Raw genomic sequence first — 13,067 nt, 5'->3', positions numbered from 1 at the left:
AGCATTAGCCACCTTGCGCGAAAAGTGGGCTCGACTGATGAACTTGTAAAATCATACTTGCGTTTGTTCAGGACGATTAGTGCGAACTCCCAGCGTCTCAGTCATTCTGATCAAGTCGGCCAGCGAGCGTGCACGCATCTTTTTCATTGCGTGTCCCCGGTAGATCTTGACCGTAATCTCGGCGAGCCCAAGCTCGGCGGCGACCTGCTTGTTCATCAGGCCGGCAGCGACCAGTTTCATCACCGCCTGCTCGCGCGGGCTTAAGGTCTCAAATAAAGACTGCAGGTTCGCGACCGTCTGCTGAGCCTCCCGCCTTTTGCGATCGCGTTCGGTCGCCGCAACCACGGCATCAAGCAGTTCCTGATCGCGAAACGGTTTGCTGAGAAAATCGACCGCTCCTTCCTTCATGGCCCTGACAGTCATTGGAATGTCGCCATGGCCGGTAATGAAAATGATCGGAATATGTATGTTCAACCTCGCGAGCTCGGTCTGGAAGTCAAGGCCGCTCAAGCCTGGCAGCCGGACATCAAGAACTAGGCAGCTAATAATGTCCGGGATTGGGCTCTGCAGCATTTCGCGCGCCGATCCGAATGCAATGACGCCTAACCCTACCGATTGAAAAAGGTTCGTAAGCGAGCGACGCATGGAGATGTCATCCTCGACGACGAAGACAACCGCCTTTGTCGAGGCCTCGGCATTGCTGCCTTCATCTGGCGCGCCAAATCGTGCAGTCACGAGACGGCCTCCTTATGCAGCGGTAAGGCGAACTGGAACGTCGCACCCGGTCCATTTTTGTGGACCATCGACAGTCGTCCTCCATGAGCTTCCACGATCGACCGGCAGATTGAAAGACCCATTCCAAGGCCAGTCGATTTGGTGGTGAAGAAGGGATCCAAGACGCGGTCCGCGTCGTTCTCGGCGATGCCGACGCCACAATCGGTCACGGCAAGGTGGACGTGCCCCACATCGTCCTTCGATGATTGAACCAGCAGTTCGCGTGTCCTCTCTGTAACTGCATCCATGGCTTCGATTCCGTTCATCACGAGATTGATGATCACCTGTTGTAGCTGAATCCGATCGCCGAGGATCCTAGGCAGCCCTGCCGTCAACTCGGTTCGTAACGTCACTCGGTGGCTCACCAGCTCTCGTGTTACCAGCGCAATGACGTCCTTAACGACCTCATTGATATCGAGCGGCGCCATCTCAATCTCGCCCTTCTTTGCGAGCGCGCGAATACGACGGATCACCTCGCTTGCCCGGATTGCGTCTTCGATGATCCACTCCACCGAAGAGCGGGCGGCGGAAAGATTAGGCGCTTCCCGGCCCATCCAACCGAGGCACGCATCGGCGTTGCTGATAATAGCGGCGAGTGGCTGGTTTATTTCGTGGGCGATGGAGGTTGTCAGCTCTCCTAATGTCGTTACACGCGTCACATGCGCAAGCTCCGACTGTGCCCTTCGTAGTTCTTGTTCGGCTTGATCGGCGCGAATGGTGGCGGTGATGTCAGTGCTGACGCCACGGTAGCCGAGAAAATTGCCCTTTCCATCGAAAAAAGGCTTGCCGCTCGTGCGGACGTAGATCGGAGAACCTGCCCGATTCACGGTGCGGTAGACGAGATCCCGAAACGGAAGATGGGCCTCCAATGTCGCCCGATGCTGCCGCCACTTCTCGGGTTCCTCTTCGAGGTCGCACGCAATGTCCCAGCGAAGCAGGCCGATCAATCCTGTCGCCAAAATTCCCGCAGCACTGGTGTGCTCGGATAAGTGAGTGACCTGATGATCCGGCCCGGTCTCCCAGAGCCAGTCGGAAGCTGTTTCGGCGTAGTCGCGAAAGCGCTGTTCACTTTCGCGCAGCGCGACAAGTGTGTTTTCCAGGCGTTCCCTAGCTGCGTGTTGCTCGGTCACATCCATATGTGTTCCGATCAGCTCGCTGACGTTGCCATCGCTGCCGACCACCACGTGCGCAACGGAGTGTATGCGTCTTATCCCGCCATCCGGTAGAAGGATACGAAAATCATATTCGAACCGCCGCTCCTTGTGTTCAATCGCCTGGCGCTGCACCTCCTGTAGCCGCGGCAAGTCGTCCGGATGGATGCGCGATCGAATGGTCTCGATCGATACCGGCTCTTGTGGGCTAAAGCCGAACAGACGATCGACCTCGGCGGACCGATATATGAAATCCAGACGGTAGACGTCCCAGGACCAGCTGCCCGTGTGACTGAGATGCTGAGCCTCGGCCAGATAGGCCTCGCTGCGGCGCAGCTGCTGTTCTGCTCGCCTCGCCGCCGTGATATCCGTAGCTGCCCCAACAAACTCGATGTCACCAGAGGCTGTTCTCGTCGCTCGCGCCTGCGCATGGATGTGCTTTACCGAGCCGTCCGGTAGCAGGAGCCGGTATTCGTGCTCGAAATCGCTCGGGTCTCGCATCGCGCGATCGATAAGTTCTTTAACTGAAGCCCTATCATCTGGATGAGTGCGCTCAACGACGAGCTGCGGCCCCGGCGGCACTGTGTCAGGATCTAATTGGAAAATGCGAAATGTTTCCTTTGACCAGAAGGCCTCGCCCGTAGTGGGGTTCCAGCTGAAGCTGCCTGTGTGACTCAATTCCTGCGCCTGGGCTAAATGTGCTTCGCTCCGCTGCAGGGCAAGTTCGGTCCGCCTTCGCTCCGTGATATCTTCGCAGGCGATAAGGACAATGGGCTGCTCATCGCCCCAAAGCATGGCTTTGGCGTTTTCACGTACCCACAACACCGAGCCGTCCTTCCTGACTTTCCGGACGTCCCAAGTGCGCGTTTGTCCGACATCCTCAAGGCACGTCCGAACGCATTCGCGAACGAAAGCGCGATCCTCCTCGAGAAATACGTCCAGCACTGATCGAGCGATCAGTTCAGCACGAGCATAGCCGAGTTGTGTCGCGCCGAGTGAATTGACGTTGAGGATAGTGCCGGCTTCATCGACCATGAAGTACATGGCGGGATTGTGCTCGAAGATGGCGCGCCACCGCTTTTCGCGATCCTCCAAATCGGCCGCACTCCGCTGAAGCTTGGCCGCAACGACACGCGCAGCCTCTCTTTCCTGGCGGAGCTTTCCGATCAGGTGCGCTCCCACAATCGAGGCGATAAAGAATGCAACAACCACCGGCAGATCTTGGGGGTCATCGATACGCAGGCTGAACGCCGGCGGCGCAAAGTAGTAAGCGAGAGCAGCGATGGCTATGATGCAAAGCGCGGACGACGCAATGAAGCTTCCCATCAACGAAAACAGCAATACCACTAACAAATAGGCGAACGCCGTCGCGGCGAAATGGGCGTGAAGGTACAAGCAAGCCAGAGTTACCACGGCCAGCGCTATGCTGCCGAACGTAAGCTGAGGGGCTGAACGTTCTAAACTGCTGATCGGGCTACGCATTCTGATACCGTCCGGCCTCTTTTCTCCGGCGGGGGAGCTATAACATTTTAGGCAAAAATAGGGCAATACTCAGCACCCGCACCCGCTGGTGAGCGGTTCCGCTCGATTGCTTGGTGGTGAACTGAGCACGCGCAGAGAAAAATTGCATTACAGACGTACGTATAGTCGTCCTAAACCTTTCAATATGGCGCGGTGACACGCCTGCAATCGATGCTCAGGTGCCTGCTTTCCTCCGTTGCCGATAACTCCGGGCAGGCGCTCGAGGCTGCAGCCGGGATAACCAGCCGCAGGAGGACAGCGGCTGCAGTTCAGTCAAGACGTTGAGCCGGAACAATCAGGGGCGCCTGGCCGAACCGGAAAGAACAAAGACAAGCTGCCGAACCACTCATCTCGCCGGTACGATCGGTCATGCGGAAGAAAACGCAATGGTCATGTGCGGAGATACGAAGGCGAAGTTACGCGACTGCTTTGTATGTCCTGCGGCCTCACGCCTCGGTGCGGAGGACTTGCCTCCGGGGCGTTGGCCGGAACCGAGCGCGCGCGCAGCGACGCCGAACCGACCTAGCCGTCTGCGACCCGCGACAGCTCTGTCAAGGTGCCATCTAATCCGTGCTGATCACACACCATCTGATCTAATGCGACAGCGCGGGCCTTAACAAGGGAGTGAGTCGCGTCGCAGGATCGCTACCCACGTCGTTGGCCGGACGAGGCAAGCGCAGTGACCGCACACATGCGATTGTGCGCGGAGCAAGAACTAGCTTGTCAGGCCGACCCGTTCTGTCGCAGTCCTGATATCGGGCGCGGCAAATGTCGCAGAAGCGTTCAGATGGCTGGAAGCTTACGGTGAAAGACGCGCTTGAAAATGACTGGTAAAAAAGCCCGACTCTTTTGCTCGACGGGAATCTTTTCAGGGCGGCTGGCCCCGGGCGAGGTGGGGCAAGGGCTGCGCACTGGCGATCGCCCGTGAAAGTTCCGGCTCGTCAAGTCGGCTGTCTCGATTCAAACTATGAGAAATGTCGCTGCGCTTGCATTCAACCCGTCTTTGAATGGCGGCGGTCAGGATCCGGGACCTATCTCATCGTGTGTCGATAGTGGTGGAAACGTTGGGCTGGTTGAGCCGAGCTTGCAGCGTCGTGTGCTCGAGCTCGTCCTCCCACCAGGATACGAACACGGCGGCGACGCCATTGCCGGTGATGTTAGTAAGGGCGCGCACCTCGCTCATGAACTTGTCGATCGAAAATACGATTGCCATGCCCGGCACCAGCGCTGGGCTGACCACCGACAACGTCGCAGCGAGCGTGATGAAGCCCGCGCCGGTGACGCCGCTTGCTCCCTTCGACGTTAGCATTGCCACGAGCAGGATCGTGAGCTGCTGGCCAAAGGTGAGATCGACCCCGAGTGCCTGGGCAATGAACAATGTCGCAAGTGTCATATAGATATTGGTGCCGTCGAGGTTGAAGGAGTAGCCAGTTGGCACCACCAGGCCGACCACGGGCTTGGAGCAGCCCAGCCGTTCGAGCTTCTCCATTAATTGCGGCAGCGCGCTTTCAGAGGACGATGTGCCGAGCACGATCAAAATCTCGTCCTTGATATAGAGAATGAACTTGAAGATTGAAAAGCCGACGAGGCGCGCGATCAAACCGAGCACCACCACGACAAACAACGCCGCCGTCGCGTAAAACAGCGCGATCAGACCGATCAAATTGCCGAGTGCTGCCGGCCCGAACTTGCCGATAGTGAAGGCCATGGCCGCGAAGGCGCCGATCGGAGCCGCTTTCATGATGATAGCGATCACGCCGAACACCGCGTGCGCGACGTCGTCAATCATGCCTCGCAGTCGCTCCCCGCGGGTTCCTAGCGCCATCAGTGCAAAGCCGAATAGGATCGCGAACAGGAGAACCTGCAGAACATCGCCGCGGGCGAAGGCGCCGACTACGGTATCCGGAATGATGTTGAGAAAGAAATCGACGGTCTTCGAGGCTTCCGCCTGCTTGACGTAATTGGCGACCGCCGCCGCGTCCGGCTTGACCGCAAGGCCATGACCGATTTGGACCAGATTGCCCATAAGCAGGCCCAATACCAAGGCAAAACTGGAGACGATTTCGAAATAGACCAGCGCCTTGACGCCGACGCGCCCGACTTTCTTCGCATCCTGAATATGCGCAATACCAGATGTGACGGTGCAGAAAATAATCGGCGCGATCACCATCTTGATGAGCTTGATAAATCCGTCACCGAGCGCCTTGACCCAGTCGTTGGTCGCGACAGAGGGCCATAGGCAACCGACCATGGCGCCAATCAAGATCGCGATCAGCACCTGCACGTAGAGAATCTTATACCAAGCTTGCGACGCGCGTGCGGGCGCCGCAGTTGCCATGGTGGTCATGACGCTTCCTTCCCGAATATACTCGAATGCGAGCCGCCGCGTCATTGAGAGACGACAGCGTCATACGAGACTCATCATTTTAGCCGTGTCCGATTGAAGACGGTTCCGAGAGCCGGCGCGTCGTTCCAAAGGCAGGCGTTTAGTTGCGTTATCCCTTCTCGTTAAGCAAGATATGCACCAGTTGCTAAAAGTGCGCCCGATTAAGCAGTCTCGGACAAACCGTCTGTCTCCGGGCGGTATCGGTTTGGGTGCTCGGCCCGCGTTCGCAAGGTCGAAACAAAAAGTCGCAGCGAGACGCGCAACTTGATCGGCTGAGCGCATTAGCGGAGTCCCGTCTCGGGATAGAAGCCCGAGCGTGATCGATATGCGCCAACTGCTGATGGATGCAACAGTAGATGAGATCGGTAAAATTGATAGTTTGGATCGCACTCATCCACGAGATGGAAGCCTTTTAGGAGCTCGATTGCGTGACAATATCTTGAATCGATGCACTGCCTTGTCGCTAGCGGCAAAGCTCGTCGTGCACGGGGCATTTGTCTCCAGCCTGCGCTAACGATGCGCATTAGGCAGGTTGGTCGTGATTCCGCCTTCGCTCTCGGCCCGCGCCTTCTGCCGCGTCGCAGAAGCAGCGTTACGATGATTACTCAGCTAGATCGTTCGCGTTGCTGCCAAGGGGCAGGCCTCCTGGATCCGTTTTATTATCGGCCCAACGAGGACGGTGTTTGAGCTACCGACAAACTACCTAGGCATCTCTGGCCGCATCAAATTCTGCCGTTCCGTTGCTTGACCGTGCCTGTCTGCTCGGCAACAGAGATGCCAGAAATCTGACATAGCGTTAGTTCCGCGCCACGGCGACGTCGACGTCTATGCGAATTTCTCCCATGTCGCGCATAGCGCGCCGCGCCGTTTGCACGCGGCACAGGAATTGCTGATTTCAAACGAGGAGGTGCCGCCGTCACCTGGATGGAGGCGGCCCTGTTACAGGAGTTGTCGATGAGACCTGCGACGCTGCTCTTGCTCGTAGAAACGACGCGCGTAAATGTGGCGGCCGCCATGAAGCGCGGCGCGACTAAAAGGCGACCCGCGCCACATGCCTGGGCGAGCCGGACGTGCAGGCGATCACTGGAACCGTAAGACGACCTGCTTTCACTTTTGGGCTGACGCACATGGATGTCTTTTCGGCAGAGATTGCGCAATCTGTTGCGCTCACGATTGAGCTAGCCGCCGTAACGACCGTGATCCTCCTCGTGATTGGTGTGCCCCTCGCTTGGTGGCTAGCGCGCTCAAAGACTCTTTTGAGTGAGGCGGTGACGACGATGATTGCCCTGCCGCTGGTGCTACCGCCGACAGCTCTCGGCTTTTGCTTACTCGTGTTGCTCGGCCCAAACGGGCCGGGTGGCGTTCTCGCCACTTTGTGGGGCGAGCGCACGCTCGCTTTTACCTTCGCAGGAATTGTGATCGGATCGGTCCTCTCGGCGTTGCCGTTGGTGGTGCAGCCGATCCGTAACGCCTTTGTTGGGATAGGAGATCGCCGCTTGGAAACTACGGGGCGCGTTTCGTCGTTGTATGCCTTCATTACCATCAGGGGGCCGCTGGCGCGATTGGAGGTTGTTAAAGCCGCCGTGGTTGGCTTTTCTCATACGATCGGCACATTCGGCGTCGTGATGATGATCGGCGGCAACATTCCTGGGCGCACCAAGGTTTTGTCAGCCTACGTCGTAGACTACGTCCAAGCATCGCGCTGGCGCGAGGCGAGTGTAGTTGCCGGCGGTATGGTGATGTTCGCCTTTGCGGCAATCTCCACCTTAGCCCTCATCGACCGACACTATGCCAGGAGAGGCACCGAACGGTCTTAGGTTAGCGGGTCGGACATATCCGATCACGACCGAGCAGCAGTATTGCAAGCCAGATCCATCAATCCTTGCGAGGCTACAATGAACAAGTTTGTTATGGCCGCGGCGGCTGCTGGAATCGGCTCAATTCAGTGCACTCCGCTCCTCGCACCGTACGGTTCGAGCGCCGATCGCTTAAGGTTGTCGGGTCCAGCAGTGGAGCTGAAGTCAAAGCAGGCTCTGTCCCTTGCGATGGCGATCCACGAGTTCGCGACGAACGCTGGTGAAGCATGGGGTCCTTTCCTGTGATGAAGGCTATGTTCTTATCGGTTGGGCTTTCGAGGGGGAGGAGTTCTGCTTCTCTTGGCGGGAAACCGGCGGCCCAACGACCAGGAGGGGTTTCGGCAGTCACATGATCGAGATACTTCTTGCGCATGACTTCGGAGGAATTACCAAGTTGGCCAACGAAAACATCTGGCCTGGAGGTTCATTTTACGACCTATGCCCGAAACTTGGGAGCTAAGCTGACAGAAGCAATCACCTGAAGCTACGGCTTTTTTTACCTGTCTCTTCGTTCAGCTCGACCTGACCGATCCGCTACATCAGGTGGCCTTGCCAAGAAGATAATTGAGCGCAGTGCCCCCTTAGTTGCTCGCCTCTCTCGGTCGCGCATGTCAGCTTGTGACGCGTGGCTGACCTTAACTCAGAGCGCGGCGATGTCCTCGTCCGAGAGATGACCCGACCAAGGGCATGCTGGCTGTCGAGGGGAGCCTTGAACCTCAACCGGACCTTGCCTCCCATCCGGACCACATCGGCTAGATCCGACAAAACCCCGAACTCACATCGAGCGCAATGTGAGACTTTGCCCAATTCTGGTAGTTTGACGCGGTACGAGGCGGCATTCTAAATCTCTCCATCGCAAATGGGGGGAATCCTGCAATGACCGGCGGAAGCATAGGCTCGCAACCTGCGCCGGCGAGTGACGCGTCAAGAAAGCCTATGAGCCCGTCGGAGCGGCTCGACGCGATTGACGTGCTGCGGGGCGTGGCCCTGTTCGGCGTGCTCGCGATGAACATCGTGACCATATTTCGGATCTCGATCTTCGCGCTGTTCTTACCGAACGTGGAGCGGGCGGGGCCGCTCGACCAGGTGGTGGCGGCTGTGCTGACGGTTACGGTCGAGTTGAAGGCGTTTTCGCTCCTCTCGCTGCTGTTCGGGGTTGGCCTTGCGATCCAATTCGAGCGGCTTGCCGGCAATGCACGGCGCATGATCTTGCTCGTGCGCAGGCTGCTGGTGTTGCTGGCTATTGGCCTGGTGCATCTCTATTTAATCTGGAACGGGGACATTCTCGTCGAATACGCGCTGGCGGGCTTCGTGGTGCTGCTCTTCCTCGGCGGCCCGCGGTGGCTTATGGCAGGTGCAGCCTTGCTGCTCCTGGGGCTCTACGTGACCATGCCGCTGTTATCGCCGATCGTGCCGCTGCCGGGTGCGGCCGAGATGGCCGCTCTTGCCGCGGAGGCGACGCGTGTGTACGGCACGGGCGGATTTTTCGATGTGCTCGCGTTTCGGATCCGCGAGGTGCCGGCTATTTTTCCGCTGCACGTCATGGTGTTTCCGCGCACTGTCGCGCTGTTCCTCATCGGCGCCCTTACGTGGCGCAGCGGAGTTTTGCGTCGGGCTTCGGCGAACCGGCGCCTGCTGTTCGTCATCGCAACCTCCGCCATTCTTCTCGGCGGCGGATTGAGTCTCTCGGCAGCACGACAAGAGTTCTTCGATTGGCCGTCGCTCGGTCGCGCGCGCTTTCTGGTGGAAGAGCTGGGCGTTGTCGTAATGTCCCTGGGTTATGCCGCCGCAGTCATCGCCGCTGTGAACCTCCCGGGCGGGCGGAGAATGCTCGGCTGGGCCGCGCCGCTTGGCCGCATGGCGTTCACCAATTATCTGGCGCAATCTGTGATCTGCGGCTGGATCTTCTACGGCTATGGTCTAGGCCAATTTGGCCGCCTCGGCGTGACCGCGACACTGGCGATCGGCATTTTCGTGTATGTCACGCAGGTGGTGTTCAGCGCTTGGTGGCTGCGCCGCTATCGGTTCGGTCCGGTCGAGTGGCTCTGGCGCTCGTGCATGTATGGGGTACCGCAGCCGATCCGGGCAACGGTCAATTCAGCCATCATGCGCGCGACTATAGCAGTTTGATGCGGGCCCCGATACCCAAGCTGCGTTCTGCTTCAAGTGGAAGCCGCCCAAGCGGGTACGGCTGATTTTGTGCCTTCAGCGACCTCCGGAGGTGTCAAAGCGAGCATGACGTAGTCGCCATGCAGTGATGAACTATATTGCTGCTCTGTAGAAGTGCTCACATGAACGTCCAAAACCGGACACCGTTTGCATGAAAGATCAATGGCGCAGCCTGTGGCTCGCTGCTTTCGACAGTCCGCAGTGCTGAAGCGGTGACTTGGTATCAGTCAAGTGTTTCGCTTCGCTGGCTTGTTTCTTGCTGAACGTCAGTAATTCGTTACGGCCGACGACACTCACACGGAAGGCTTTATGGGTGGTCCAACGGAAACGTTCTACAGCGTGATCAGACGCCAAGGTATGACGCGTCGTAGTTTTCACAAATTCTGCACTTTGACTGCCGCGAGCTTGGGACTTGGTCCGCTCGCCGCAAGCAGTATTGCCAACGCCTTGGAGACCAAACCACGTGTGCCCGTCATCTGGCTGCACGGGCTCGAATGTACCTGCTGCTCGGAAAGCTTTATCCGCTCGGCCCATCCCTTGATCAAGGACGCGCTGCTCTCGATGATTTCGCTCGACTATGACGATACGATCATGGCGGCGGCGGGACACCAGGCCGAAGCCATCCTGGAGGAAACTCGTGCCAAGTACAAAGGCAGGTATGTGCTCGCCGTCGAAGGCAATCCACCGCTGAACGAGGGGGGCATGTTCTGCATTGACGGCGGCAAGCCGTTCGTTGAAAAGCTCAGGTGCATGGCGGAAGAGGCCATGGCGATCATCGCTTGGGGCACGTGTGCGTCATGGGGATGCGTGCACGCGGCCAAGCCCAATCCGACTGGCGCGGCGTCGATCGATAAGGTGATCACCAACAAGCCGATCATTATGGTGCCCGGGTGCCCGCCTATCGCAGAGGTCATGAGTGGCCTCGTGACTTTCATCACCACGTTCGGAAAGCTTCCGGAGCTCGATCGCCGAGGGCGTCCAAATATGTTCTATTCCGAGCGCATTCACGACAAGTGCTATCGGCGTTCCCATTTCGACGCTGGCCAATTCGTCGAAGAGTGGGACGATAAGTACGCGCGCAAGGGCTATTGCCTGTACAAGATGGGCTGCAAAGGGCCAACCACCTACAATGCCTGTTCGGCCATTCGGTGGAACGGCGGCGTCTCATTTCCGATTCAATCCGGGCACGGCTGCTTCGGCTGTTCCGAAGACGGCTTCTGGGATAATGGGTCTTTTTACGACCGTCTCACAACCATCAAGCAGTTCGGCATCGAGGAGAACGCCGACCAGATCGGCATGGCCGCTGCTGGCGTAGTTGGGCTAACGGTCGCTGCCCATGCGGCGGTCACCGCAGTGAAGCGGTTGACCCACAAGTCGGATCGCGCAGCCCCCAAAGGTAAACTGAGTTGAGGAGGGGGCGACGTTGGCCGTCCAGACACCGAATGGGTTCAATCTCGATCGTTCAGGCAGGCGAATCGTCATCGACCCGCTGACGCGGATCGAAGGCCACCTGCGTGTCGAAGCCAATCTCGATTCGGACAATGTGATCCGCAATGCGGTCTCAAGCGGGACGATGTGGCGTGGCATCGAAGTCATCCTGCGCGGACGCGATCCGCGCGACGCCTGGGCGTTCACCGAGCGGATTTGCGGGGTCTGCACCGGCACCCATGCGCTCACCTCCGTGCGCGCGGTTGAAAATGCACTAGGAATTGCCATTCCGGAGAATGCCAATTCGATCCGCAACATCATGCAGCTGTGTCTGCTCGTGCATGATCACCTCGTACATTTCTATCACCTGCACGCGTTGGATTGGGTTGACGTGGTCTCCGCGCTCAAGGCCGATCCCAAGTCCACCTCGGCGCTCGCGCAGTCTATCTCGCCCTGGCCGCTGTCGTCCCCTGGCTACTTTAGGGATTTGCAGATCCGGCTCACCAAATTTTTCGGATCAGGGCAGCTCGGTCCGTTCAAGAATGGCTATTGGGGGCATCCGGCCTACAAGCTGCCACCGGAAGCGAACTTGATGGCTGTAGCGCATTATCTGGAAGCGCTGGACTTCCAGAAGGAGATCGTCAAGATCCAAGCCATCTATGGTGGCAAGAACCCGCATCCGAACTGGCTGGTCGGCGGCGTGCCCTGCGCGATCAACATCGACGGAACTGGTGCGGTGGGTGCAATCAATATGGAGCGACTGAACATCGTCTCCTCGATCATCGACCGTTCGATCGAGTTTGTCGAGCAGGTCTACCTGCCCGACATTGTCGCGATCTGCTCGTTCTATAAGGACTGGCTCCATGGCGGCGGACTTTCGAGCAAGAGCGTGATGTCCTATGGCGATATCCCCGAAAACGCAAATGACTCTTCCTGTTTCAAGCTGCCGCGCGGGGTCATTCTTGGTGGCAATCTCAAGGAGATCCTTCCGATCGACCATGGTGATCCCGAGCAGATCCAGGAATTCGTCGCGCATTCATGGTATAGATACCCCAGTGATCGTTGTGGACTGCATCCCTGGGACGGTATCACCGAGCCGTCTTTTGAACTTGGGCCAAAACTCAAAGGCAGCAAGACAGATATCAAGGAACTCGACGAAGGCGGCAAGTATTCCTGGATCAAAGCGCCGCGCTGGCGCGGCCAGGCCGTGGAGGTCGGGCCGTTGGCGCGATACATCATCGGTTATGCGCAAGGCAAAGCCGAGTTCAAGGAGCCGGCCGAGAGACTACTCAAGGGGCTCAATCTTCCCCTGACTGCGCTGTTCTCGACGCTTGGCCGTACTGCGGCGCGGGCGCTCGAATGCCAGTGGGCGGCGCATCAGATGCGTTATTTCCAGGATAAGTTGGTAATCCACATCAAGGCAGGCAATACGGCAACTGCCGACGTCAGCAAGTGGAAGCCGGAAAGCTGGCACAAGGAGGCTAAGGGTTACGGGTTCAGTGAGGCCCCACGCGGCGCGCTTGGGCATTGGATCAAGATCAAGGGCGCCAAGATCGACAATTATCAATGTGTCGTGCCGACGACGTGGAACGGATCTCCTCGCGATCACAAGGGCAATATTGGCGCTTTTGAAGCCGCCCTGATCGGTACCCCGATGGTCGATCCGCAGCGGCCCCTGGAGATCTTGCGCACGATCCATTCCTTTGATCCGTGCTTGGCTTGTTCGACCCACGTGATGAGTCCTGACGGCCAGGAAATGGCCTCAGTGAATGTTCGTTAACG

General features: G+C 58.1%; 9 protein-coding genes. 6 read left to right on the top strand and 3 right to left on the bottom strand.

From position 1 onward, the window contains the following. Window positions 1–51 precede the first annotated feature (51 nt). From AAFG16_RS41720 to dctA, 3 genes are all read right to left on the bottom strand, one after another. Window positions 52–735, bottom strand: coding sequence for a response regulator transcription factor (locus tag AAFG16_RS41720; RefSeq protein ID WP_342734679.1), 684 nt, complete (start codon window positions 733–735; stop codon window positions 52–54). Next, window positions 732–3,407 carry a PAS domain S-box protein gene (locus AAFG16_RS41715; RefSeq protein WP_342734677.1) on the bottom strand — a complete coding sequence of 892 codons (2,676 nt, stop codon included), beginning with the start codon at window positions 3,405–3,407 and terminating at the stop codon, window positions 732–734. The genes AAFG16_RS41720 and AAFG16_RS41715 overlap by 4 nt, the downstream gene beginning before the upstream one ends. A gap of 1,075 nt (window positions 3,408–4,482) precedes the next feature. Next, on the bottom strand, window positions 4,483–5,793 hold the full coding sequence (gene dctA, locus AAFG16_RS41710; protein WP_092216227.1) for a C4-dicarboxylate transporter DctA: 1,311 nt from the start codon (window positions 5,791–5,793) through the stop codon (window positions 4,483–4,485). A gap of 355 nt (window positions 5,794–6,148) precedes the next feature. Here dctA and AAFG16_RS41705 point away from each other — a divergent pair, with 355 nt between their 5' ends. From AAFG16_RS41705 to AAFG16_RS41680, 6 genes are all read left to right on the top strand, one after another. Beyond that, window positions 6,149–6,346 carry a hypothetical protein gene (locus AAFG16_RS41705; RefSeq protein ID WP_194389725.1) on the top strand — a complete coding sequence of 66 codons (198 nt, stop codon included), beginning with the start codon at window positions 6,149–6,151 and terminating at the stop codon, window positions 6,344–6,346. A 613-nt stretch (window positions 6,347–6,959) separates the two neighbouring features. Continuing rightward, window positions 6,960–7,649, top strand: coding sequence for a molybdenum ABC transporter permease (locus AAFG16_RS41700; protein WP_194394374.1), 690 nt, complete (start codon window positions 6,960–6,962; stop codon window positions 7,647–7,649). A gap of 78 nt (window positions 7,650–7,727) precedes the next feature. After that, window positions 7,728–7,934, top strand: coding sequence for a sensor histidine kinase (locus AAFG16_RS41695; RefSeq protein WP_092216228.1), 207 nt, complete (start codon window positions 7,728–7,730; stop codon window positions 7,932–7,934). A 690-nt stretch (window positions 7,935–8,624) separates the two neighbouring features. Further along, window positions 8,625–9,818, top strand: a complete 1,194-nt coding sequence (locus AAFG16_RS41690; RefSeq protein ID WP_271609084.1) for a DUF418 domain-containing protein — start codon at window positions 8,625–8,627, stop codon at window positions 9,816–9,818. 348 nt (window positions 9,819–10,166) lie between these two features. Further along, window positions 10,167–11,267 carry a hydrogenase small subunit gene (locus AAFG16_RS41685; protein WP_342734672.1) on the top strand — a complete coding sequence of 367 codons (1,101 nt, stop codon included), beginning with the start codon at window positions 10,167–10,169 and terminating at the stop codon, window positions 11,265–11,267. 13 nt (window positions 11,268–11,280) lie between these two features. Beyond that, a complete protein-coding gene (locus AAFG16_RS41680; protein WP_342734670.1) occupies window positions 11,281–13,065 on the top strand; it encodes a nickel-dependent hydrogenase large subunit in 1,785 nt (594 codons plus the stop codon). Window positions 13,066–13,067 lie beyond the last annotated feature (2 nt).

This window comes from Bradyrhizobium sp. B117, assembly GCF_038969555.1.
Lineage (GTDB): Bacteria > Pseudomonadota > Alphaproteobacteria > Rhizobiales > Xanthobacteraceae > Bradyrhizobium.
Note: the sequence above shows the minus strand (reverse complement) of the source record. Positions and strands in the feature narration are given on the sequence as shown.